Source organism: Saccharopolyspora erythraea NRRL 2338 (assembly GCF_000062885.1).
GTDB classification, from domain to species: Bacteria; Actinomycetota; Actinomycetes; order Mycobacteriales; family Pseudonocardiaceae; genus Saccharopolyspora_D; species Saccharopolyspora_D erythraea.
On the sequence record NC_009142.1, the window covers coordinates 6,820,363 to 6,843,681 of the forward strand.

General features: G+C 72.0%; 19 protein-coding genes. 2 read left to right on the plus strand and 17 right to left on the minus strand.

Going from position 1 to position 23,319, the window contains the following annotated elements; translation table 11 throughout:
* Window positions 1–4 precede the first annotated feature (4 nt).
* The 10 genes from SACE_RS29170 to kdpF form a co-directional block, all read right to left on the minus strand.
* Window positions 5–808 (minus strand): ESX secretion-associated protein EspG, encoded by an 804-nt coding sequence (locus tag SACE_RS29170; protein WP_009947581.1) that lies wholly within the window; start codon window positions 806–808, stop codon window positions 5–7.
* Between the two features lies 1 nt (window position 809).
* On the minus strand, window positions 810–2,069 hold the full coding sequence (locus SACE_RS29175; protein ID WP_009947580.1) for a hypothetical protein: 1,260 nt from the start codon (window positions 2,067–2,069) through the stop codon (window positions 810–812).
* Between the two features lie 9 nt (window positions 2,070–2,078).
* Entirely contained in the window at window positions 2,079–2,681 is a 603-nt protein-coding gene (locus tag SACE_RS29180) for a DUF3558 domain-containing protein (RefSeq protein WP_009947578.1), read from the minus strand.
* An 11-nt stretch (window positions 2,682–2,692) separates the two neighbouring features.
* Complete coding sequence (locus tag SACE_RS29185) at window positions 2,693–3,058, minus strand: hypothetical protein (protein ID WP_011874939.1); 366 nt, start codon at window positions 3,056–3,058, stop codon at window positions 2,693–2,695.
* A 131-nt stretch (window positions 3,059–3,189) separates the two neighbouring features.
* A complete protein-coding gene (locus SACE_RS29190) occupies window positions 3,190–3,870 on the minus strand; it encodes a response regulator (protein ID WP_011874940.1) in 681 nt (226 codons plus the stop codon).
* A complete protein-coding gene (locus tag SACE_RS29195; RefSeq protein ID WP_011874941.1) occupies window positions 3,867–6,506 on the minus strand; it encodes a sensor histidine kinase in 2,640 nt (879 codons plus the stop codon). The genes SACE_RS29190 and SACE_RS29195 overlap by 4 nt, the downstream gene beginning before the upstream one ends.
* 186 nt (window positions 6,507–6,692) lie before the next feature.
* The gene (locus tag SACE_RS29200) at window positions 6,693–7,295 is read right to left on the minus strand and encodes a potassium-transporting ATPase subunit C (RefSeq protein ID WP_009947575.1); all 603 of its coding nucleotides are present in this window, start codon (window positions 7,293–7,295) and stop codon (window positions 6,693–6,695) included.
* 7 nt (window positions 7,296–7,302) lie between these two features.
* Window positions 7,303–9,378, minus strand: coding sequence for a potassium-transporting ATPase subunit KdpB (gene kdpB / locus SACE_RS29205; RefSeq protein WP_009947573.1), 2,076 nt, complete (start codon window positions 9,376–9,378; stop codon window positions 7,303–7,305).
* On the minus strand, window positions 9,375–11,036 hold the full coding sequence (gene kdpA / locus SACE_RS29210) for a potassium-transporting ATPase subunit KdpA (RefSeq protein ID WP_009947572.1): 1,662 nt from the start codon (window positions 11,034–11,036) through the stop codon (window positions 9,375–9,377). Before kdpA ends, kdpB begins: the two co-directional genes overlap by 4 nt.
* Entirely contained in the window at window positions 11,036–11,131 is a 96-nt protein-coding gene (gene kdpF, locus SACE_RS29215) for a K(+)-transporting ATPase subunit F (protein ID WP_011874942.1), read from the minus strand. Before kdpF ends, kdpA begins: the two co-directional genes overlap by 1 nt.
* Before the next feature lie 445 nt (window positions 11,132–11,576).
* Between kdpF and asnB the strand changes: the two genes are divergently transcribed.
* Window positions 11,577–13,403, plus strand: a complete 1,827-nt coding sequence (asnB, locus tag SACE_RS29220) for an asparagine synthase (glutamine-hydrolyzing) (RefSeq protein WP_009947571.1) — start codon at window positions 11,577–11,579, stop codon at window positions 13,401–13,403.
* Between the two features lie 195 nt (window positions 13,404–13,598).
* Window positions 13,599–14,969, plus strand: coding sequence for an FAD-binding oxidoreductase (locus SACE_RS29225; protein ID WP_009947570.1), 1,371 nt, complete (start codon window positions 13,599–13,601; stop codon window positions 14,967–14,969).
* 38 nt (window positions 14,970–15,007) lie between these two features.
* On the opposite strand, the gene SACE_RS29230 is transcribed toward SACE_RS29225, so the two are convergent.
* From SACE_RS29230 to mutM, 7 genes are all read right to left on the minus strand, one after another.
* Window positions 15,008–15,574 (minus strand): nucleoside deaminase, encoded by a 567-nt coding sequence (locus SACE_RS29230; protein ID WP_009947569.1) that lies wholly within the window; start codon window positions 15,572–15,574, stop codon window positions 15,008–15,010.
* Window positions 15,575–15,673: 99 nt separating this feature from the next.
* Window positions 15,674–17,134 (minus strand): HAMP domain-containing sensor histidine kinase, encoded by a 1,461-nt coding sequence (locus tag SACE_RS29235; protein ID WP_021341528.1) that lies wholly within the window; start codon window positions 17,132–17,134, stop codon window positions 15,674–15,676.
* A complete protein-coding gene (locus tag SACE_RS29240; RefSeq protein ID WP_011874943.1) occupies window positions 17,131–17,874 on the minus strand; it encodes a response regulator transcription factor in 744 nt (247 codons plus the stop codon). The genes SACE_RS29235 and SACE_RS29240 overlap by 4 nt, the downstream gene beginning before the upstream one ends.
* Window positions 17,875–17,974: 100 nt before the next feature.
* Window positions 17,975–20,107 carry an ArnT family glycosyltransferase gene (locus tag SACE_RS29245; RefSeq protein ID WP_009947564.1) on the minus strand — a complete coding sequence of 711 codons (2,133 nt, stop codon included), beginning with the start codon at window positions 20,105–20,107 and terminating at the stop codon, window positions 17,975–17,977.
* Window positions 20,104–21,312 (minus strand): bifunctional glycosyltransferase family 2/GtrA family protein, encoded by a 1,209-nt coding sequence (locus tag SACE_RS29250; RefSeq protein WP_009947563.1) that lies wholly within the window; start codon window positions 21,310–21,312, stop codon window positions 20,104–20,106. The genes SACE_RS29245 and SACE_RS29250 overlap by 4 nt, the downstream gene beginning before the upstream one ends.
* 345 nt (window positions 21,313–21,657) lie before the next feature.
* Window positions 21,658–22,377 carry a hypothetical protein gene (locus tag SACE_RS29255; protein WP_009947562.1) on the minus strand — a complete coding sequence of 240 codons (720 nt, stop codon included), beginning with the start codon at window positions 22,375–22,377 and terminating at the stop codon, window positions 21,658–21,660.
* Between the two features lie 53 nt (window positions 22,378–22,430).
* On the minus strand, window positions 22,431–23,318 hold the full coding sequence (gene mutM, locus SACE_RS29260; protein ID WP_009947561.1) for a bifunctional DNA-formamidopyrimidine glycosylase/DNA-(apurinic or apyrimidinic site) lyase: 888 nt from the start codon (window positions 23,316–23,318) through the stop codon (window positions 22,431–22,433).
* Window position 23,319: the final 1 nt, after the last annotated feature.

Below are 23,319 nucleotides of genomic sequence, written 5' to 3' on the forward strand. Positions count from 1 at the left end.
CCGCTCAGTCCTCGAAAACCTCGCTGAGCAGTTCGCGGACGTACTCGGCGATGCGCTGGTTGTTGGCCGGTGCGATGGTGCTCCACCTGCGGCCGTCCCCGCTGGCGCGCACGACGTGCAGGTACCGGCCCTGCGGCGTGTCGTGGAAGGCGACGACGCGGTCCGCACGCTCGGGTTTCGCGCCGCGCTGCGGGGAGCTCTCGGCGCCGAACTGGCCGCGCATGCCCATGCCGTCGGCCATCCGCGCCACCTCGGCGGCGTCGTCGGTGCCGACGCCCAGCGAACGCAGCTCGTCGACGAACACCTGCGGGTTGTCCGGGCCCGCGTAGTCGCTGGCCTCGCGCAGCACGTCGTTGGGCAGGCTCACCGGGCGCCCGGCACCCGGCTCCGCGTCCCCGGCGACCGACACCGCGGCCTCGGCCAGCGAACCGGCCCGGACCGGCGTCAGCTCGACGATGTCGCCGTCCACGATCGTCAGCAGGCCGTTGGGCCCGTTGGCCGATGCCAGCGCCCGGACCGGCCGGTCGGCCCAGATCCGCACGTCGATGCTGCGCTGCGGGCGGTCGAGCAGCACGAGCAGGTCGCCGAGGTCCACGTCGACCCGGTCGCGGTGGCCCTCGGCGAGCCCGCGCTGCCGCAGCCCGGCCCACGCCCCCGCGACGAGCTCGGCGCGCTCGGTGTAGGTCGCGCCCGGGCTGGGCACGGTGAGCGCGACGTGGCGGTGCTCGGTCAGCTTCTCGGCCTCGCACACCACGTCGAACTCGAGCGCGGACAGCACGATGGGGTCGGCTTCGGCTCCAGGGCGCACGTCAGTCCTGCTTCTTCGGCTGGTCGGCCTCACCGGCCTCGCCGGCCTCGTCCCGCTCGCGGTCCTCGCCGAGCACGGCGGGTGCGACCAGGCGATTGTCGTCGAACGGCGTTTCCTCGACCACGTACTTGTTGTCGTGCTCGGCGTCGTCGTCCTTCTTCTCGCCGCGCGTCGCGGCGGGACCCATCATCGCGCCGGGAGCGGGCCTGCTGGTCGCCGACGAACCGGCCGTGCGGCCCGCGGTCGTGTCGCCCGGGCCACCGCCGACGCCCGACGAACCGCCCCGGGCGATACCGCCCTTGACGTCACCGCCGCGCACCGAGCCCGCGCCACCCTTGCCGCCGCCGAGCATCTTGCCCGCCGCGGTGGCGCCGAGCCCCACGACGGTGGCAGCACCGGCACCGAGCCCGAGCGCGGGTCCGAGACCGAGCCCCGGGCGGTTGGTCGGCCCCGCCGTGTTCCGGTCCGCGAAACCCCCGGTGCCGCCGCTCTCCCGCAGGCCACCGGCTCCGCTGCGACCACCACCCTCACGGCTGCCGTCACCACCGCCGTAGTCCCCGCCACCGCCGGGCAGGACACCGGAGTGGCCACCGAAGCCACCACCACCGGTTCCACCGCCGCCGGCGCCCCCACCACCGACACCGGAGAAGGCGAACCCGCCGCCACCGACGCCGGAGCCACTGACCGTCGCCGACTGCGCGCTCACCGCCGCCGGCGCCATCTCCGGCAGCGGCTGGAACGCCTCAGCTTGGGTGATCGTCGTGTTGCGGTAGGAGCCCAGGGCGTCCGCGGCCGCCTGCTTGCTGCCGGCGATCTGCTTGGCCTCGGCGTCGTAGTCGCTCTCGTAACCGAAGGCGCCACCCGACCACTCGAGAAAGTTCTCCGACTGCTTCGCCTGCAACTCGTCGGGGTTGGGCAGGTTGTTCTTCGCGGTGGCGTAGCCCTCACCCTGCGCCTGCACGCTCTGGGCGGACATCCGCAACGGATCCTGCGACTCCTGCAGGACGACAGAGCGCTGCTGCGTGACCGTCTGCGCGAGCGTTCCGGCGCTGCCCTCCCATGCGATCTGCAATTTGCCGAGCTCGGTGCGCAGGGTGTTGTCGAGGTCCACGACCACCTGCACGGCCTGGTCGAGAGCTTGAACCGAGCGGTGCATCGACTCCGCGCCGCTGCCCTGCTTGATCTTGTTGATCCAGTCGAGCAGTTCCGGGATGTCCATCCCCTCGAACCGGATGTCTCGGATCGGCGCGATGTCGTTCATGAACTCCCCCTAGCCCTGGCTCTGCAACGTGGCCACGGCGAACTCGGCGACCTGCTTCGCCTGACCGCACATCTGCTGGTTCGACACCGTGCCGGGAACGAGAGTGGCCGCGCCGGCCCACAGCGTCTGCCCCTCGGCCACGTCGACGGCCACGCTGCACCCGTACGCCTCCCTGCCCGCGCTCTGCGCCTGCTCGGCAGGAAATCCGCCTGCGACTACATACGAAGACGTGGTTTCGGGAGTCCCCTCCCCCAGCTTCTGGTCCTTGAAGTCCTTCAGCGCCATGGGAACCGCGTAGACCGAAACGTCCATGCCGGTTTCCTCACCTGGCGGGCCGAACCACATGCAGGACGGGTAGCTGCTGTACTCGTCCGGGGCAGCGGGCTTGGGACGTGAGACGTTGAGCTGCGTCTGCTGCTCCGGCGTCAGCAGAGTGCAGAGATCCGCGCCCTGCTTGCCGGCGAACGCGAGGTCACGCGGACGCTGCGGACCGGCGTCCTCCGACGTGGTGGCCGGAGTTGGCTGTGCATCGGGGCCGTTGACCGTGCAGCCGCTCGCCAGAAGGCCGACGAGGGCCATTCCCACCAGGCCGTACCCAGTACGCACGGACACCGCCACTCTCCTCAATGCTGCTTCGCCTGTGTGCTGAAGGACGCCATGATGTCGTCCTCGGTGTAGCCGTACTGCTTGGCCGCTTCCTCGAGCTGCTTGCCCAGGTCCTCGACGTTGACGATGTACTGCATCAGCCGCTGGTAGTGGGAGTCCGCGTTCGCGAACAGGTTCCCGTTCCACGTGTGCGTGGCCGCGACGCTGATCCGGTCCTTGGCGGGTGCGGTGATGCCGAATTCGCGCTGGAGCCTCTGGAGCTTGTGCCGCGCCTCGTCCGTGGCCGAGAGGACGACCCGGCGGACTTCCAGGACGTTGTCCTTGTTCACCGTGATGGTCTGGCCGGGGCCGTTGGGACCGGGCGGTGGCGGCGGTGTTGTCATCGCGGGGAACCCCCAGTTCACGGCGTCTGATCACCCAGTGCGACGCAGACCCTAGCAGCGCCGGTTCCGGCTGGGCAGCAAGTCGGGGAAACTTCACGCGAACCCCACCGAGCTGAGAAGCGCGGTGCGTCTCACACCTCGAAGCGGTAGCCCATGCCGGCCTCGGTGATCAGGTGGCGGGGGCGGCTCGGGTCGGCTTCGAGCTTGCGGCGCAGCTGCGCGAGGTAGACCCGCAGGTAGTGGGTCTCGTTGGCGTACGCGGGCCCCCAGACGTCCTTGAGCAGCTGCTTCTGGCCGACCAGCCGTCCCTTGTTGCGGACCAGGACCTCCAGCATGCCCCACTCCGTCGGCGTGAGGTGGACCTCCGCGCCCTCGCGCCGCACCTTCTTCGCCGCCAGGTCCACGCTGAAGGTCGCGGTCTCCACCACCGGCTGGTCCTCCCGGTCCGCCGTGTTCGCGCGGCGAACCGCCGCGCGCAGCCGGGCGAGCAGTTCGTCCATGCCGAAGGGTTTGGTGACGTAGTCGTCGGCGCCCGCGTCCAGCGCGTGCACCTTGTCGGTCGAGTCGGTGCGCGCCGACAGCACGATGATCGGCACCGTCGTCCAGCCGCGCAGCCCGGCGATGACCTCACTGCCGTCCATGTCCGGAAGTCCCAGGTCGAGCACCACCGCGTCCGGTTTGCCGTCCCCGGCGGCACGGAGCGCGGCCTTGCCGTCGACGGCGGTCAGCACCTCGTACCCGCGCGCGGTGAGGTTGATGCGCAGTGCGCGCAGGAGCTGCGGCTCGTCGTCGACCACCAGCACCCTCGTCATCGTCTCCCCTGTTCGTCCACGTCGGCCGGTACCACCGCGCCCGGCGCCGCACCGCCGCCGTGAACAACCGCGCCGTCGCCGGCCGAACCGACGCCATCGCCCACCGCCGGGCTGGCGGCGGGCAGCGACAGCACGATCGTCAGGCCGCCGCCGGGGGTGTCCTCGGCCCGGATCGAGCCCTGCATGGCCTCCATGAACCCCTTCGCGACGCTGAGGCCGAGGCCCACGCCCGTTTCGCCCTGGTCCCCGCGACCGCCGCGGTCGCCGAGGCGCTCGAAAGGCGCGAACACGGTCTCGGCGGCGCCTTCGGGCAGTCCCGGCCCGTGGTCGACGACACGCAGCTCCACCCACGACGCGTGTGCGCTCGCGCGCACGCCGATGCGGCCGCCTTCCGGGCGCCCGTACTTCAACGCGTTCTGCACGACGTTGGCGACCACGCGCTCCAGCAGGCCCGCGTCGGCGAGCACGTCCGGCAGCGACTCGTCGGTGTCGATGTCGACGTGCTGCCTGCCGTCCAGCCCGGCCAGCGCGCGGAAGACGATCTCGTCGTAGCCGACCGGGTCGAGCCGGGGCACGATCGCCCCGGTGGCCAGCCGCGAGGAGTCCAGCAGGTTGTCCACCAGCGCGGTCAGCCGGTCCGCCGACTCCTCCACCCCGGTCAGCAGCTCGGTGGTGTCCTCCTCCGAAAGCCGCAGGTCCGGCGCGCGCAGGCTGCTCACCGACGCCTTGATCGAGGCCAGCGGGGTCCGCAGGTCGTGGCCGACCGCCGAGAGCAGGGCGGTGCGCAGCTCCGTCGCGTCGGCGCGGCGCTGCGCTTCCCGCGCCTCGGCGGCCATCCGCTGCTGGCGCAGCGCCACCAGCGCCTGCCCGGCCGCGCCTTCCAGCACCGTGCGGTCGGCGGCGGGCAGCGCCCGGTCGCCGGGGCCCTTGAGCACCAGGTGCACGTCCGGGTTCACCTCGATGTCCACATCGGACTCACCCGGCCTGGTGCACGGCCGCGGGCCGGTCGACGCCGCCACGTGCCAGTCGCCTTCCTGGCGTTCCAGCAGCGCTGCCGAGGTCAGCCCGAAGTTCTCCACCACCTTCTCCAGCAGGCGCGGCAGCGGATCGGGGTGGGTGAGCACCGTGCGGGCGTAGGACGCCAGCAGGGCGGCCTCGGTGCGGGCGTGCGCGGCGCGTTCGGCGAGCCGGGCGGCGCGGTCGACCAGTATCGCCACCAGCAGCCCGACGAACAGCATCGCCAGCAGTGTCACCACGTTCTGCGGCTCGGCGATCGTCAGCGAGTACAGCGGCGGGGTCAGGAAGAAGTTGAGCAGTCCGCCCGAAAGCAGCGCCGCGGTGATCGCCGGGGCCATCCCGCCGACCAGGGCGACGACGACGGTGGCCAGGAAGTAGCCGACCACGTCGGCCGACAGCGCCATCGCCCCGGAGAAGTAGGCGAGCGCCGTGACGGCGCTGGGCAACGCCAGCGCCAGCACCCAGCCCCAGAGCTGACGGGCCGACGACAGCGGGTTGCGCGCGATGTTCTTGAACAGCCTCCGCCCGCCCGCCTCGGGGTGGGTGACCATGTGCACGTCGATCGAGCCGGACTTCTGCACGACCGCGGCGCCGATCCCCTCGTCGAGCAGCCGCGCCCACCGGGACCGGCGGGACGTGCCGACCACGAGCTGGGTGGCGTCGGCGCCGCGGGCGAACTCCAGCAGCGCCTCGGGCACGTCGTCGCCGACGACGGTGTGGAAGCTGGCGCCGACCCCGTCGGCCAGGCGGCGGGCCCGGGCGAGGTTGCCCGGCGACGCCCCGGCCAGGCCGTCGCCGCGCAGCACGTGCACGACCTGCAGCTCGGCGCCCGCGCGGGCGGCGATGCGGCGGGCGCGCCGGATGAGGGTCTCGCTCTCCGGGCCGCCGGTGATCGACACCACGACGCGTTCCCGCGCCTCCCAGGTGTCGGTGATCTTGCGCTCGGCCCGGTAGCGGCGCAGCGCCACGTCGACCTGGTCGGCCAGCCAGAGCAGCGCCAGCTCGCGCAGCGCGGTGAGGTTGCCGGTGCGGAAGTAGTTGCCGAGCGCGGCGTCGACCCGGTCGGCCGAGTAGACGTTGCCGTGGGCCATCCGCCTGCGCAGGGCCTCCGGGGTGATGTCGGCCAGCTCGATCTGCCCGGCGCGCCGCACCACCTCGTCGGGCACCGTCTCCTGCTGGCGGACGCCGGTGATGGCCTCGACGACGTCGTTGAGGCTCTCCAGGTGCTGGACGTTGACCGTGGAGAGCACGTTGATGCCCGCGTCCAGCAGCTCGTCGATGTCCTGCCAGCGCTTCTCGTTGCGGGAGCCGGGCGCGTTGGTGTGGGCGAGCTCGTCGACGACCGCGACCTCGGGACGCCGCGCCAGCACCGCGTCGAGGTCCATCTCGGTGACCTCGACGCCGCGATGCGCGATGCGGCGGCGCGGCACGACCTCCAGGCCGTCGAGCAGCGCGGCGGTCTTCTCCCGGGCGTGGGTCTCCACCAGGCCGACCACGACGTCGGTTCCGCGGGCGGCCCGGCGGTGCGCCTCGCCCAGCATCGCGTAGGTCTTGCCGACGCCCGGCGCGGCGCCGAGGTAGATCCGCAGCTCGCCACGCCTGGCGCTCTTGCCTGCCACGCTCTCCAGTCTCCTACTCCGAAGTCGGTCCCATCACTGCCTGATAACAGTCGACAGTAGTGCTCGTTGCCCTCCGATGATCGTTCGACCGGCCGCCTCACCGGCCATTTTCCCCCTACGAGCGGGCGGAGCCGCCGAGCGCGGGCCCGCGGGGTGCCGTCCGGGGTACGCGGCACCCCGCAGGGCTCATGAGGCGGCCGCGACCGCCAGGTTCAGCTCGGTCGCGTTGACCACCCGCTCCTGGAGAACCCCGCCCGAGGTGTGCTCGGCGACCAGCCGCCGCACCTCCGCCTCCGGCAGGCCCGTGACGCGGGCGACCCGCGCGACCTGGAGCTCGGCGTAGGCGGGGCTGATGTGCGGGTCCGCGCCGCTGGCCGACGCCGTCACCGCGTCGACCGGGACGCGCTCGGGCGCCACGCCCTCCCGCGCGGCGATCACCGCCCGCCGCTCGCCGACCGCGGCGAGCAGCTCCGGGTTGTCACCCGCGAGGTTGGACCCGCCGGTGGCCGAGGGGTCGCCGGGGCCGGTCGCGGTCTGCGCCGACGCGGCGGGCCGCAGGTGGAAGTAGGGATCGCGGGCCGGGTCGGCGGGCACGGGGTCGACGCCGATCAGCGAGGACCCGACGACCCGGCCGTCCACCACGACCTGCGAGCCCTCGGCGCCGGCCCGCAGACCGGGCAGCCGGGACACGCCCCACACCGCCAGCGGGTACAGGACGCCCAGGATCGCGGTCATCACCAGCAGCAGCCGCAGCCCCGCGAGTGACTGGCGCACCAGTGTGCTCTTCATCAGCTCCTCACCCGATTCCGGGAACGAAACGGACCAGCAGGTCGATCAGCCAGATGCCGGCGAACGGCGTGGCGATGCCGCCGAGCCCGTAGACGAGCAGGTTGCGCCGCAGCAGCGACGCCGCGCTCATCGGCCGGTAGCGCACGCCGCGCAGTGCCAGCGGGATCAGCGCGACGATGATCAGCGCGTTGAACACGACCGCGGACAGGATCGCCGAGGTGGGGGTGGCCAGGCGCATGATGTTGAGGGCGTCGAGCTGCGGGTGGATCGCCACGAACATCGCGGGCAGGATCGCGAAGTACTTGGCCAGGTCGTTGGCGATGCTGAAGGTGGTCAGGGCGCCGCGGGTGATCAGCATCTGCTTGCCGATCTCGACGATCTCGATCAGCTTGGTCGGGTCGGAGTCGAGGTCGACCATGTTGCCGGCTTCCTTGGCCGCGGCGGTGCCGGTGTTCATCGCGACACCGACGTCGGCCTGCGCGAGCGCCGGGGCGTCGTTGGTGCCGTCACCGGTCATCGCGACCAGCCTGCCGCCTTCCTGCTCGCGGCGGATCAGCTCCATCTTGTCCTCCGGCTTGGCCTCGGCCAGGAAGTCGTCGACGCCGGCTTCGGCGGCGATGGCCTTCGCGGTCAGCGGGTTGTCGCCGGTGACCATGACCGTGCGGATGCCCATCGCGCGCAGCTCGGCGAACCGCTCCTTCATGCCCGGCTTGACCACATCGGACAACCGGACGACACCGAGCACCCTGGTCGTGCCACCGCTGCACTCGGCGACAACCAGCGGAGTGCCGCCCTGCGCGGAGATCTCGTCGACGACGGTGTCCACTTCGGAGGGAACCGGGCCGCTCGTCCACTGGCGCACCGCGCTCGCCGCGCCCTTGCGGATCTGGCGACCGCCGATGTCGATGCCGCTCATCCGCGTCTGCGCGGTGAAGGCCACCGCGTCGGCGGCCAGTTCTTCGGCCTGCGCCTCGCCGGGCAGCCCGAAGTTCTCCGCGCAGTAGGTGACGATGCTGACGCCTTCCGGTGTCTCGTCGGCCAGGCTGGAGAGCCGTGCGACCGCGGCGAGCTCGCCTTTCGTCACCTCGCCGACGGGGATCAGCTCGGTGGCTTGTCGGTTGCCGTAGGTGATGGTGCCGGTCTTGTCCAACAGCAGGGTGTTGACGTCGCCCGCGGCCTCGACGGCGCGTCCGGACTTGGCCAGCACGTTGCGCTGCACCAGCCGGTCCATGCCGGCGATGCCGATGGCCGAGAGCAGCGCGCCGATCGTGGTCGGGATGAGGCAGACCAGCAGCGCGGTCAGCACCACCACCGACAGCAGCCCTCCGGAGTAGCCGGCCATCGGCTGCAACGCCAGCACGGCGAGCACGAAGATGATCGTCAGCGTCGACAGCAGGATCGTCAGCGCGATCTCGTTGGGCGTCTTCTGCCGCTGCGCGCCCTCGACGAGCGCGATCATGCGGTCCACGAAGGTCTCGCCGGGTTTGGTGGTGATCCGCACGACGATCCGGTCCGACAGCACGGTGGTCCCGGCGGTCACCGCCGACCGGTCGCCGCCGGACTCCCGGATCACCGGGGCGGACTCGCCGGTGATCGCCGACTCGTCCACGGTCGCGATGCCCTCGATGACGTCGCCGTCGCCCGGGATCACCTGTCCCGCCTCGACCACGACCCGGTCCCCGACCCGCAGCGCGTTGCCTGGAACATCTTCCTCGGTGCCGTCGTCGGCCAGCCGCCGCGCGACCGCCTCAGTCTTGGTGCGCCGCAACGACTCCGCCTGCGCCCGGCCCCTGCCCTCGGCGACGGCCTCGGCGAGGTTGGCGAACAGCACCGTGAACCACAGCCACAGCGCGACGGCGATGCTGAACCCGTTCGGTTCCAGCAGCGTCAGCACGGTCACCAGCACCGAGCCGACCCACACCACGAACATGACCGGGTTGGCGAGCTGGTGCCTGGGGTTGAGCTTGCGAAGCGCGTCGGGCAGCGAGGTCAGCAACTGCCGCGGGCTGAACGCGCCCGCCGTCAGCTTGCGCGCGGCCGGAACTTCCTGCCGCCGGGCGGGTTTCTCCAACGTGGTGGTCATGCGAGGGCCTCCGCGATCGGACCGAGGGCGAGCGCCGGCAGGAACGTCAGCGCGGCGACGAGGACGACGGTGCCGCCGAGCAGTCCGGCGAACAGCGGACCGGTCGTGGGCAGGGTGCCCGCGGTGGCGGGCACCCGCTGCTGCTGCGCCAGGGCACCGGCCAGCGCGAGCACCGCCAGGACGGGCACGAAGCGGCCGACGAGCATCGCCACGCCGAGCGTGCTCTGGAAGAAGTCGCCGGTCGCCGTCAGACCGGCGAAAGCGCTGCCGTTGTTGTTGCCCGCGGAGGCGTAGGCGTAGAGCACTTCGGAAAGTCCGTGCGCGCCGCTGTTGTTCAGCGCTTCCAGCGTGCCCGGCAGCGCGAGCGCGGCGCCCGCGCCGAGCAGGACGACGGTGGGCATCGCCAGGATCGACACCGCCGCCGCGGTGATCTCCCGGCGGCCCAGCTTCTTGCCGAGGTACTCCGGGGTCCGGCCGACCATCAGCCCGGCCAGGAACACCGCGATCACCGCGAGCACCAGCATCCCGTAGAGGCCGGAGCCGACGCCGCCCGGCGCGACCTCGCCGAGCAGCATGTTCAGCAGCGGCACCCCGCCGCCCAGACCGGTGAAGCTGTCGTGCATCGAGTTGACCGCGCCGGTGGACGTGCCCGTGGTGACGACCGCCCACAGCGTGGAGAGGAAGAGGCCGAAGCGGGCCTCCTTGCCCTCCATCGCCCCGCCGGCTGCGAGGGTCGCCGGTCCGTTCGGGTGGGTCTCGGCCCACCACGCCGCCCCGGTCATCAGCAGCAGGATCGACACCATCACCGACAGCAGGACGTGGCCCTGCCTGCGGTCGCCGACCATGGTGCCGAAGGTGCGGGTGAGGCAGAGCGGGATGACCAGGATCAGGAACAGCTCCAGGAAGTTCGACCACCCGCTCGGGTTCTCGAACGGGTGCGCCGAGTTGGCGTTGAGGATTCCGCCCCCGTTGGTGCCCAGCTCCTTGATCGCCTCCTGACTGGCGATGGGCGCGGTGGCGATGGTGTAGGTGTGCCCGTCCACACCGGTCACCTCGATGCCCGAGGCCAGCGACATCGCGCCGCCCAGCGCGACCAGCACGACCGCGGCGGCCAGCGAGATGGGCAGCAGGATGCGAGTGACGCCGCGGGTGATGTCCACCCAGACGTTGCCGACGCGGTTGGTCGCGGTCCCGGTGAAGCCGCGCACCAGCGCGACCGCCACCGCCATGCCGACCGCCGCCGAGAGGAAGTTCTGCACGGTCAGGCCGGCCATCTGGACGGTGTGCCCGAGCGTCGTCTCGGGGACGTAGGACTGCCAGTTGGTGTTGGTGACGAAGCTGACCGCCGTGTTGAACGCCGTCGCGGGCTCGACCGGTCCCCGGCCGAAGCTCAGCGGCAACAGGTGTTGCAGGCGTTGCAGGAGGTACAGCAGCACGATCGAGACGAACGAGAATCCGAGGACGCCCGCCGCGTAGGTGGTCCAGCGCTGCGGGGCGTCCCCGTCGATGCGCACCGCCCGGTACAACGCGCGTTCGACGCGCCAGTGCTCGGCACCGGTGTAGACGCGGGCCATGTAGTCGCCGAACGGCCGGTACACCGCGACGACGGCCAGCACGAGGAGGCCGGCCTGCACCAGGCCGACCAGCGGGGAACTCATCAGAACTTCTCCGGCCGGATCAGTGCGACGAACAGGTAACCGATCAACAGCAGTGCCAACACGCCACCGGCGGCGTTGGCCAGCACAGTGCTCACAACCGCTCCAAACCGCGCAACACGAGCGCGAGACTCAGGAAGACGCCGATCAGCAGAACGACGTAGGCCAGATCAGCCACCGAGGTGCACCCCCGAATCCGAACCGTTCACGTCACCGTTCTCGGTGACCGGAGTCGAGTGTTGGTCCGCCCGCGGCGGCCACCAAGGCGCATGACGGCTCCTTGATGCGGCCTTCCTGCGACTTGACGATTTCCTTACGGGCGGGGGACTCAAGTCACAGCCGAGCCGGAAATATCCCCCTTCGCCTCATGCGCACTTTTTGTGGGTGGGTGACTTCACTCCGCTACTCGGTTTCGTCGATGCAACGATCTAGTTAACGTTGCTAAAGGAATGGACAGGCCGGGCCGGACCGGCGCGGGTGCGCAACACTGATCGCCACGACCGGCCTCCGCCTGCGAGAAGCCCGAACCTGGAGGGAACCGAAATGTGCGGTATCTCCGGCTGGATCGACTACCAACGCGATCTGACCCGCGAACGACCCGTCATCGACGCGATGTGCCGGACCATGGCCTGCCGTGGCCCGGACGCCGCGGGGACCTGGGTTCGTCCGCACGCCTCCCTCGGCCACCGCAGGCTGGCGATCATCGACCTCCCCGGCGGCGCGCAGCCGATGGAGGCCGACACCCCCGACGGGCCGGTCGCCATGGTTTACAGCGGCGAGGCCTACAACTTCACCGAGCTGCGCGACGAGCTGCGCCGCAGGGGCCACCGCTTCACGACCGACAGCGACACCGAGGTCGTGTTGCGCGGCTACCTGGAGTGGGGCGCGGAGGTCGCCGAGCACCTCAACGGCATGTACGCCTTCGCCATCTGGGACTCGCGCACCGAGAAGCTGCTGCTCATCCGGGACCGGATGGGCGTGAAGCCGCTCTACTACTACCCCACCGAGCACGGCGTGCTCTTCGGCTCCGAGCCCAAGGCGATCCTGGCCAACCCGCTGGCCGAGAAGGTCGTCGACGCCGACGGCATGCGCGAGCTGTTCAGCATGACCAAGACGCCGGGCCAGGCGGTCTGGGCGGGCATGCGCGAGGTCCAGCCCGGCACCGTGGTGACCGTCGACCGGACCGGCCTGCGCGAGCACACCTACTGGCGGCTCACCGCGGTCGAGCACACCGACGACCGCGACGCCAGCGTCGCACGCGTGCGCGAGCTGCTCGACGACATCGTGGCCCGCCAGCTCATCTCCGACGTGCCGCGCTGCGTGCTGCTCTCCGGCGGCCTGGACTCCAGCGCCATCACCGCGCTGGCCGCCCGGCAGCTCAGCGGGCGGGGCGAGCAGGTCCGCAGCTTCGCGGTGGACTTCCTCGGCCAGACCGAGAACTTCGTGCCCGACCCGATGCGCGACACCCCCGACGGGCCGTTCGTGCACGACGTCGCCGAGCACGTCGACTCGCTCCACCAGGACATCGTGCTCGACCCGGCGACGCTTGCCGACCCCGCCGTGCGCCGCGCCGCGGTGGCCGCCCGCGACATGCCGATGGGCCTGGGCGACCTCGACCAGTCGCTGTACCTGCTGTTCAAGGCGATCCGCGGGCACTCGACGGTGGCGCTGTCGGGGGAGTCGGCCGACGAGGTGTTCGGCGGCTACCGGTGGTTCCACGACCCGCAGGTGCAGCAGGCCGACACCTTCCCGTGGCTCGCGGGCGCGCCCGGCAGCACGGGCGGGATGCTCGCACCGGAGCTGCGCAACAAGTTGGACCTGGACGCCTTCGTCGCCGACAGCTACCGGTCCGCGGTCGCCGAAGCCCCAGTGCTGCAAGGGGAGAGCGAGTTCGAGCGCCGGATGCGGCTGATGTGCTACCTGCACCTGACGCGGTTCGTGCGCATACTGCTCGACCGCAAGGACCGGATGAGCATGGCGGTCGGCCTGGAGGTGCGGGTGCCGTTCTGCGACCACCGGCTCGTCGAGTACGTCTTCAACGCGCCGTGGTCGCTGAAGACCTTCGACGGCAGGGAGAAGAGCCTGCTGCGCCAGGCGACCGCCGACGCGCTGCCGCGTTCGGTGGTCGAGCGGACCAAGAGCCCGTATCCGTCCACGCAGGACCCGGAGTACGGCGTGGAGCTGTTCGGTCAGGTGTCCGACGTGGTCCGCAGGCAGGACCCGGCGCTGTCGATCGTCGACGAGCAGGCCGTGCGCCAGATCATGGCCGCAGGGCCGGACGCGGTCGACACCCCGACGCGGTTCTTCCTCGAACGGGTGCTCGACCTGTCGGTCTGGTTCGACCTGCACCAGCCGACGGTCAAGGTCTAGGAACCGCTTGCAAGCGGGACGCGGCTCGCACCGCCACGCAAGCCACTTCTGAAACATTCCCGGGCCCGGGCGGTGCCGCCGCCGTCCTGGCCCGGGTGAGGCCTCCGCCGTGCGCGGGCAACCGCCGCGTGTGACGCTCCTGGCGGACGGGCACTCCGCCGCCCTGACGGGTGCCCGCGCCGGAGGGGGCCGCAGATGGGCGTGAGGGACCTCGCGGGGTTCCGCGGAACCGTGGTGTGGCGAGGCGAGGACACCTACGAGCGCACCCGGCGGGCCATGCTGTGGAACGGCTGGAAACCCGACCGGTACCCGGAACTGATCGCCCGCGCGACCTCGACCGAGGACGTCGTGCACGCCGTGCGCTTCGCCGCCCGCGGCGGGCTGCGGGTGGCCGTGCGCGGCGGCGGTCACAGCTGGTGCGGCTCACCGGTGCGCGACGGCATGCTGCTGGATCTCTCCGGTCTCGGAGGGATCGCGGTCGACGCCTCCGCCCGCACCGCCTCGATACGACCTGCCACCAGCAACCGGGAGCTGGCCGCGACCCTGACCGCGCACGGCCTGTCCTTCCCGGTCGGCCACGGCGGCGACGTGCCCGCGAGCGGGTACCTGCTGGCGGGCGGGATCGGCTGGAACTCGAGGGTGCTCGGTCCGGCCTGCCGCAGCGTGCGGGAGGTGGAGGTCGTGACGGCCGATGGCGAGGTCGTGCGCGCGAACTCGCGGGAGAACCCGGGACTGTTCTGGGCGGCTCGCGGCGCGGGACCGGGTTTTCCCGGTGCGATGACCAGGTTCGAGATCGAGCTGCACCCGCTGCCCGCCGCGATGACCGCGACCACGCACGTCTACGCCCTCGCGGACCTGGACGTGGTCGCGGACTTCGCCGCCGAGCTCTGCCCCCGCCTGCCCGCGCGGGTCGAGCCCAGCGTGCTGCTCGCGCCGTCGCCGGAAGGCGTGGCGCCGCAACCGGAAGGCCGCGTCGTCATCCTCTCCGCAACGGCTTTCACCGACACCGCAGGGGATGCGGCAGCCGACCTCGCACCCCTGGAGAGCTGCCCGGCCGCCGGCCGGGCGCTGCTGCGACGCAGCGGCATACCCACCTCGTTCGCCGTCCTCCACGGCGGTTCCGGCCTGTGGCCGGAAGGCCACCGCTACGCGGCCGACACGGCGTGGAGCGGTGCCGACCTGCGCGAGGTGCTCTCCCGGTGCCACAAGGCCGTTTCCACCGCTCCGTCGAGCGGATCCCTGGTGCTGGTGACGCCGGACCCGCTACCCGACGACGCCGCGACGGCGCCGGACATGGCCTTCTCCATGCGTGACCGCGTCCTCGTCAGCTGCTACGCGATCTGGCAGGGCGCGGTCGGGGACAAGTCCAACAACGCCTGGCTGCGGGCCGCCATGGCCGAGCTGGAACCGGCCACCACCGGCCACTACGTCGCCGAGGCCGACCTGCCCGCCGCGCCCTCCCGCGCGGCGCGGTCGTTCAGCGAACCGTGCTGGCGGCGGATCGAGGAGCTGCGTGCGCGTGTGGACCCCGGTGGCGTGTTCCACACCTTCCTGGGACACGGCTAGGGTCTGCTTTCCCAAGCGGCGTATGGACATTCGCCGAGTCAGTACGGGTGCTTGTCCGGCTTGTCGACCCACGCCCGGTACGCCGCGGCGCCCAGCTCGGGGTGGGTCCGGCGCATCGGAATGCTGCGCTGCTCCAGGGGTTTCCGGCGGTCCTCGTACTGGAAAGCGTCGTCGAACCCGATCGCCCGCGTCGACTCCAGGTCGCTGCTGTAATGGACGGCGTCCAACCGCGACCAGTAGATCGCGCTCATGCACATCGGGCACGGCGCACCGCTGGTGTAAATCGAGTGGCCCTTGAGCATCCTGGCTCGGGCGGGCATCGGGTCGGACGAACCCTCCGGCCGCGGGACCAAGGCGAGGGTGGACCCGTTCTGCCTTTCCTCTGCGATCGACGGCGCGTCCGGGTTGAGAACCTGCACCGCCTTGCGGATCGCCTCAACCTCGCCGTGCGCCGTCGGATCACCGGTCAGCAGCACGCGGTTCTGGCCGCGGGCGACGATCCGCTCCCCGTCGGTGATCACCGCGCCGAACGGACCTCCCCACCCGTTCACCACCGACTCCGTCGCCAACCGCACCGCCTCGGCCATGAACTCCTCGTCGTTCACGCGGAAAACCCCCCGATCAGCGTGGATTCCCGTGCAAGCACGCGAGAACCCGTCGCAGGAGTTACCCGACGAGCGAGGGCGCAAACCGGCCGACGGCCGTCACGCCAGGGGAACCAGCACGCGGAAGGTACAGCCTCCGGCGCTGTTGCGCGCCAGTTCGACCCTGCCGCCGTGCGCCTCGGCGAGGGCCGCGGTGATGGCCAGGCCGAGTCCGGTGCCGCCGCCGGAGCGGTTCCGGCCGTCGTCCACGCGGTAGAAGCGGTCGAAGATCCGCTGGGCGTGCTCGGGCGCGATGCCCGGACCGCGGTCGGACACCTCCACGACACCCATCAGCGCACCGGACGGCACGTCCGCGCCCGTCGCCGCCAGGACGTCCTCGCCTGCGGTGCCGTGGTCCACCACGACCTGCACGGGCGTGCCGGCCGGCGTGTGCACGAGGGCGTTGCCGACAAGGTTCGTGAGCACCTGCCGCAGTCGGGCCGCGTCGGCCAGCACGCGCACCGGCGCATCCGGCGCGCGCAACGCGATCTCGCGGTCCGGGTCGCGGGCCGCGGCGTCGTGCACCACGTCGGCGGCCAGCGGCAGCAGGTCGCAGTCGGTCAGGTCCATCGACCGCTCGCGGTCCAGCCGCGCGAGCAGCAGCAGGTCCTCGACCATCGCGCCCATGCGCACCGCCTCGCCCTCGATGCGCGACATGATCCGCCGGACGTCCTCCTCGCGGTGGGTGTCGCTGCGCCGGTACAGCTCGGCGAAGCCCCTGATGGAGGTCAGCGGGGTGCGCAGCTCGTGCGAGGCGTCGGCCACGAAGCGGCGCATCCGCTCCTCGGAGCGCTCCCGCTCGCGCATCGCCGCGGCCAGCCTGCCCAGCATCGTGTTCAGCGCGGCTCCGAGCCTGCCGGTCTCGGTCCGCACGTCCTGGTCGGGCACCCGGCGGTCGAGCTCACCGGCCGCGATGGCATCGGCGGTGTGCTCGATCCTGGTGAGCGGGCGCAGGCCCAGCCGCACCGTGACCGCCGCGGTGGCCACCAGCGCCAGCAGCACCACCGCCCCGGCGACCAGCTCGATGAAGACCAGCTGGCCCACGGTGGCATCGACGCCGCCGAGCGAGAGCGCGAGCGCGATGGTCCGCCCGTCGGGCAGGTGCAGGGTGCGGACGCGCCAGTCCGCACCGCCCGCGCGGTCCGGCACGGTGCCGATGGCCGGCCCCTCCGCGGGGTTGAGCAGCAACGGCCCGCCGGTGTCGCCCTCCGCCCGGCCGAGCATGTCGCCCGTCGGCCGGCCCGTGGAGTCGAAGAACAGCACCCGGAAGTCCGTCGGCAGCTCCCCGCGCCCGCGCGGCGGCCCGTGGTCCGGCGGCCAGGAAGGCTCCGGCGGGGGCTCGCGGCCTTCCACCCACGGCCGCGACAGTTCGGCGAGGCGGTCGTCGGTGCGGTTGATCAGCGAACGTTCGAGCAGCGCGACGCTGCTGGAGCCCATGACGACCAGCCCGGCCGCCGCCGCCACGAGCAGCACCGCCAGCAACCGCCCGCGCAGCGTCCGCGGCAGCACCGGGGGCCTCATCGGCGGCCCTGCTCGTCCGGCGGAAGCCGCAGGACGTAGCCGACGCCCCGGATGGTGTGGATCAGCGGCGGCGCGGTCGAGTCGATCTTGCGGCGCAGGTAGCTGATGTAGGACTCGACGACGCGGCTGTCCCCGCCGAACTCGTAGTTCCAGACCCGGTCCAGGATCTGGCTCCTGCTGACCACCTTCTCGGCGTTGACCATCAGGTAGCGCAGCAGCTTGAACTCCGTCGGCGACAGCGCGACCGGCCTGCCGCCGCGCCGCACCTCGTAGGCCTCCTCGTCCAGCTCCAGATCGTGGTAGCGCAACCGCGAGTCGGGCTCGTCGAGGTGCGCGGGACGCACCCGGCGCAGGATCGCCCGCAACCGCAGCACGACCTCGTCCAGGCTGAACGGCTTGGTGACGTAGTCGTCGCCGCCGGCGGTGAGACCGGCGATGCGGTCCTCGACGGCGTCGCGGGCGGTCAGGAACAGCACCGGCACCAGGTCACCGCCCTCCCGCAGCCGCCTGGCCACCGAGAACCCGTCCTGGTCCGGCAGCATCACGTCCAGCACCACGATGTCGGGGCCGAACTCGGACGCGGCGCGCAGCGCGTCGGCGCCGGTGGCGGCCCCGCGCACCTCGAAGCCGCTCAGCCGCAGCGCGGCGGTGAGCAGCTCGAGGATGTTCGGCTCGTCGTCGACGACGAGCACGCGGGCGGCGGAGGTGTCGGAGTCGGCCACTTGACCAGGATCTCCCATCGGGGTCGGGGACTGCGCCGGCCCGGGCGGTGCCGCTCGGCGTCTCCGAGCGGCACCGCCTGGGCGTTCGTTCTCGGCGGGTCGGCCGGGAGGCCGTCTGTCAGCGGCAGTCGTAGAGCTGGGAGCCGCTGTCGGCCGTGCCGCCGTAGGCGGCGGGGTCGACCGGCGTGCAGTTGCGGGTGACCCACTCCTGCCGCTGGGCACGCGCACCGTCGCGGTCCCCGCCGCCTTGCGGCCCGTCCTGGCCGCTGTCGCCTTGCGGCGTGTTCTGGTCCCCGCCGCCCTGCGATGCGTCCTGGTTTCCGGCTGCCGGTGGCGTGCCCCCTCCAGTGCCGGGGTCGCCCGGCCCACCGCCGAGCTGCACGAAGCCGAGCTGCCCGGCCTGCTTCCACTGGCTCAGCAGCGCGGTCGAGGGCGCGTCGTCGCTGCCCATGAAGCCGCCCATGCCGACCACCGTCACGTCGGAGTTGATCAGGTACGACGCCGCGCCGTGCGCACCGCCCTCCACCGCCAGGGGGACGGGCAGCCCACCCGCGTTGGCCACGACGTGGTCGAGCAGCTTGCGCTGGTCCTCGCTCAGCGAGTCGCCGCCGCCTGGGCCACCGCCCGGGAAACCGCGCCTCCACTGTCCTCCGTCATCGGCTGGTTGTCCGGCGTCTCCGGGCGGCTGCCCGCCCATGGGGTTGCCCGGCCCGCCGCCGCGGCCCGAGCCACCCGGCGGGCCGCCCATCGACGTCGGTCCGGCGGTCGGGTTCGCCCCGCCCATGCCGCTCTGCCCGGACACGGCACCGATGACCGCCCACGCGCTCGGCGCGGCCAGGATCGCGGCCAGCGCCAACGCCAGTCCGGGACGCACCAGCGCTGCGACCCGCCGGCGTCCGAGCAGCAGAGCCAGCACCGCCACCGCGCCCAGGACGGCGGCAACCCAGCCGACCCACGGGTGCCAGCTCGGGTCGCGGACCACCAGCAGCACCGCCCACGTGACCGTCACGGCCACCGCCACCGGGAGTACCAGCCAGCCGAGGCCGCGGGGCTCGCGGTACCAGCACCACATGCGCACCAGCCCGGCACCGGCGACCGCGCCGACCGCCGGCGCGAGCATCGTCGTGTAGTACGGGTGCATCGTGCCCTGGGCGAAGCTGAACATGACGCCCACGACCAGCAGCCAGCCGCCCCACAGGACCCAGCCCGCGGCGCGGACCCGGTCGACCGGCCGTCGACCGCGCCACGCCCGCACCGCGACCGCCCCGAGCACGAGCAGGCACAGCGGCAGCAGCCAGCTGATCTGACCGCCGAGCTGGTCGTTGAACAGCCGCAGCGGACCCGCCTCGCCGGAGAACCCGCCGCCTCCGCCAGGCCCACCGCCTCCGCCGGGACCGCCGTTGCCCTCGCCGCCGAGAATGCGGCCGAAGCCGTTGTAGCCGAAGACCAGGTCCCACGCCGACCCGTCGGTGCTGCCACCGATGTAGGGCTTCGGCGACGGCCAGAGGGCGGTCACGACCACCCACCAGAACGAGCTCACGACCAGCGTCACCGCGGCGACGGCAAGTCCGGCGAGCCTGCGCCCCCAGGACTCCCGCCGCCCGACGAGGTAGGCCGCCGCGAACGCCGGCAGCACCATCCACGCCTGCAGCATCTTCGTCAGGAACCCGCACCCGATGAGGGCCGCGGCCAGCACCAGCCAGCGAGTCGCGCGCTCCGCCTCAACGGCCCTGCCCAGCGCCCACGCCGCGGCGACCACGACCAGCACCAGCAGGGTGTCCGGGTTGTTGTCCCGGTTGATCACCACGGTGATCGGGGTGGTCGCGAGCACGAGCGCGGCGAGCAGCGCGGCGTTCTCCCCGGCCCACCTGCGAACCGCCCGGTGCAGCACGAAAACCGCGGCCACGCCCGCGACGGCCTGCGGCAGCAGCACGGCGACCTGGTTGTAGCCGAGCAGCTTCACCGAGATCACCTGCGCCCACAGCGCCATCGGCGGCTTGTCCACAGTGACCACGCCGGCCGGGTCGAAGGCGCCGAACAGGAAGTTCTCAAAACTCCGCGACATCGCCTTGACCGCGGCCGTGTAGTAGGAGTTGCCCCACGTGCCGCCGATGGCCCAGCAGTAGAGCACCGCGGCGAGCCCGCAGATCCCTGCGAGCGCCGGCCGCTGCCATCGAGCGGCCCTGGTCCGCACCGGCTCGGGAGCTTCGGTCGGCCGCCCTGGCGCGATGGCCGTGTCGATGCTTGTCATGACCTTCCCTTTTCGTTGCCTGGGCGGAAAACCCAGGAGCGCAGCAGCGCGAAGCGCAGTGCGGTCCCGACCGCGGACGAGGCGACCAGCACCGCGATCTCCACCCATCCCGGCGGATCCGGCCACCCTGCGTGCAGGGCGAGCAACGCACCTGAGGTGATCAGGTAGTAGACGGCGAAGACGAGGAGACCCTGCAACTGGATCCGCCGGTGCGAGCCGGTGCGCCCGAGGAAAGTCAGCCGGCGGTTCGCCTCGGTGTTCCACATCGTCGTCGCCACGAGCGCGACCAGGTTCGCCGGCAGCGGGGGCCACCACGTGCGCAGCACCGCGTAGAGGACGGTGGTGACCGCGGTGGAGGCCGCGCCGATCAGCCCGAACGAGACGAGCTGCCACAGCAGGCCGTCGCGGGGCTCGGCCAGCACGGCCTGCGGGTGCTCGGCGCGCGGCGCCGGCCGTTCGGGCAGGCCTGGTACGTTCGCCGCGCCGGTGAGCTTGGCGCGGGCGACGCGGACCAGTCCCGCGATGTCGTCGCGGGCGGTGCGGACGACGTTCACGCGGGTGTCGACGTCCTCGACCCAGTCGACCGGGACCTCGTGCACCCGCAGGCCGTTGTACTCGGCGAGCAGCAGCAGTTCGGTGTCGAAGAACCACCCGTCGTCGCGGATGTGCGGCAGCAGCGGCCGCACCACGGCCGTCCGGACGGCCTTGAACCCGCACTGCGCGTCGGAGAAGCGCGCACCGTGCGACCACCGGACCAGCTTGTTGTAGCAGCGGGAGATCAGCTCGCGCCTGCCGCCGCGGACGGTCCGCGCCCCGGGCGCCAGCCGCGACCCGACGGCGATGTCGGAGTGGCCGTTCACCAGCGGCGCCACCAGCGGCAGCAACGCGTCCAGCCCGGTCGACAGGTCGACGTCCATGTAGACCACCACGTCGGCGTCGCTGTAGGCCCACGCCGTGCGCAGCGCCAGGCCCCGGCCCTTGCGGTCCAGGTGCAGCACGCGGACGTGGTCGAGCGACCGCGCCAGCTCGTGGGCGACGCGCAACGTGCCGTCCGTGCTGGCGTTGTCGACGACGGTGATCGACCACTCGAACGGGAAGTGCGCGCGCAGGTGCTCGCGCAACACGCGCAGGCACCCGGGCAGCGACCGCTCCTCGTTGTGCACGGGGATCACGACGTCGACGGTCGCCGTCGCGCTCGCTCTCATGCTCGCCGCGGCACCCGCGGTCGCGGTTGCTGTTGCGGTCGTGGCCGCGGTCGCTGTCGTACCCGCGGTCGCGGCTGCCGTTGCGGTCGCGGTCGGACCTGCTCCCGGTCGCGCGGTGCCCCTCGGCACGACTTCCATTGCTGACCACCTCGTCTCCGGCTCGGCCGTTGTCGGCTCGACCCCCATCAAGCCGCACCGGAGTACGAGGAACGTTCAAGTCAGGTGGGAGAACCCTGGGAGCTTCCGAGCGAACCCCCAGGTCAGGCGCCGCGCAACGCACCCGAGGCGGGACAGCCCCAGCGACCTCACACGAAGTTCCCAGGAAACCGTGTCAGGTCGCCCAGTTCACCGGATCTCGGTGTTCGCCGGAAACCGGAACCACGCGGAGGACTCCGCGTCCCAATGGCGGAGCACGGACGGTCCCGCCGCCGTTTCCACCACCACGCCCTGAGCGTGGACGAGACCGCGCGCCGTCAGGTGGACGACGTCGAAGTCCCGCGCCACGGCGGTCCAGGAAACTCCGATCATGCCGTCAGTGCACTCGACCGGGTAGCTCTCCACGAGGCGGCACCAGCCCTGAAGCTCGTCGATGGTGTAGGCGTCCACGCCGGACGGGTCGAACCGCACCGAGTACAACCGTCGTCCGGACTTCGGGACCACCGGTCGGCCGAGGTCCAGGACGCTGGTGCCGTCAGGCAGGAAGGAGCTCGTCCACACGGCCCTTCGCGGCTTGGACGCAACCGCCGGGTCGGCTTCGTCCGACTCCAGTTCCACCGGCGGCAGCTCCGACCCGGAGGCGTACCGGGACTGCGGTGACGCAAGCCGAGGCTCGGCGAACCAGCCTTGCCGAAGACGTGTCTCGACCTTCTCCAGGATCCGCCGCGACAGCGCCGCGGGAAGCTCACCGGAAGCGGGACCGTAGAAGCAGGAAACCGCGATCGAGATCTGTTCGTAGAACCCCGCATCCCCGATCTCGTCGATGTAGTCGGGGTCGCCGAAGAAGGAGTTCGACAGCTCGCGCAAGATCGGCGGCAGGGGCGGCCGTGCACCCTCACGGTTGGACATCGAAGCCCCCGGAAGAAGACATCGCTCCCGCGAGTCCGCGGGCGCGCCCCGGCTCAGTAGTGCGGGTTGCGCGGGGTGGGCTGGCAGCGGGGGCAGCTGTACGACGAGCGGTTCATGAACGCGTCGCGGCGGACCGGTGTGCCGCAGCGGGGGCAGGGCAGGCCCGCCTGCCCGTACACGGCCAGGGAGCGGTCGAAGTAGCCCGACTCGCCGTTGACGTTGACGTAGAGGTCGTCGAAGGACGTGCCGCCCGCGGTCAGCGCGGCCTGCATGACCTCGACCGCCGCGACGAGGAGGGTTCGGGCCTGGGGACGGGTCAGGTTCGCCGTGGGACGGGCCCAGTGCAGCTTCGCCCGCCAGAGGGCTTCGTCGGCGTAGATGTTCCCGATGCCCGACACCAGGGTCTGGTCGAGCAGTGCGCGCTTGACACCGGTGCGCCGCTTGCGCATCCGCGCGACCGCCGCTTCGAGGTCGAACACCGGTTCCAGCGGGTCGGGCGCGATGTGCGCGACCGGCTCTGGCACCGCGACACCGTCGACCGACACCAGTTCGGTCAGGCTCAGGCCGCCGAAGGTCCGCTGGTCGACGAAGCGCAGTTGCGGTCCACCGTCGTCGAACCGGAAGCGCACGCGCAGGTGCGTCTCGTCCGGGGCTTCGTCGGGCTGCACCAGCAGCTGGCCGCTCATGCCCAAGTGCGCCAGCACGGCCTCGCCCGCGTCGACCTCTTCGGGGCCGCCGCCCAGCTCAAGCCACATGTACTTGCCGCGGCGGCGAGCGGCGGTCAGGCAACGGCCGGCGAGCCTGGTGGCGAAGTCATCGGGGCCGGGCACGTGCCTGCGCACGGATCGCGGGTGCAGAACCTCGACCTCGGAAACGGTGCGGCCGACCACGTGCGCGGCGACGCCGCGCCGGACGACCTCGACCTCGGGAAGCTCGGGCACG

What these genes read in the sequence shown, in the direction of transcription:
- SACE_RS29240 (WP_011874943.1), bottom strand. Translation starts at nt 17,874, where the DNA reads ATGGGAGATCCTGGTCAAGTGGCCGACTCCGACACCTCCGCCGCCCGC.
- SACE_RS29200 (WP_009947575.1), bottom strand. Translation starts at nt 7,295, where the DNA reads ATGAAGAGCACACTGGTGCGCCAGTCACTCGCGGGGCTGCGGCTGCTG.
- SACE_RS29245 (WP_009947564.1), bottom strand. Translation starts at nt 20,107, where the DNA reads ATGACAAGCATCGACACGGCCATCGCGCCAGGGCGGCCGACCGAAGCT.
- kdpA (WP_009947572.1), bottom strand. Translation starts at nt 11,036, where the DNA reads ATGAGTTCCCCGCTGGTCGGCCTGGTGCAGGCCGGCCTCCTCGTGCTG.
- asnB (WP_009947571.1), top strand. Translation starts at nt 11,577, where the DNA reads ATGTGCGGTATCTCCGGCTGGATCGACTACCAACGCGATCTGACCCGC.
- kdpB (WP_009947573.1), bottom strand. Translation starts at nt 9,378, where the DNA reads ATGACCACCACGTTGGAGAAACCCGCCCGGCGGCAGGAAGTTCCGGCC.
- SACE_RS29175 (WP_009947580.1), bottom strand. Translation starts at nt 2,069, where the DNA reads ATGAACGACATCGCGCCGATCCGAGACATCCGGTTCGAGGGGATGGAC.
- SACE_RS29255 (WP_009947562.1), bottom strand. Translation starts at nt 22,377, where the DNA reads ATGTCCAACCGTGAGGGTGCACGGCCGCCCCTGCCGCCGATCTTGCGC.
- SACE_RS29190 (WP_011874940.1), bottom strand. Translation starts at nt 3,870, where the DNA reads ATGACGAGGGTGCTGGTGGTCGACGACGAGCCGCAGCTCCTGCGCGCA.
- SACE_RS29225 (WP_009947570.1), top strand. Translation starts at nt 13,599, where the DNA reads ATGGGCGTGAGGGACCTCGCGGGGTTCCGCGGAACCGTGGTGTGGCGA.
- SACE_RS29235 (WP_021341528.1), bottom strand. Translation starts at nt 17,134, where the DNA reads ATGAGGCCCCCGGTGCTGCCGCGGACGCTGCGCGGGCGGTTGCTGGCG.
- SACE_RS29185 (WP_011874939.1), bottom strand. Translation starts at nt 3,058, where the DNA reads ATGACAACACCGCCGCCACCGCCCGGTCCCAACGGCCCCGGCCAGACC.
- SACE_RS29250 (WP_009947563.1), bottom strand. Translation starts at nt 21,312, where the DNA reads ATGAGAGCGAGCGCGACGGCGACCGTCGACGTCGTGATCCCCGTGCAC.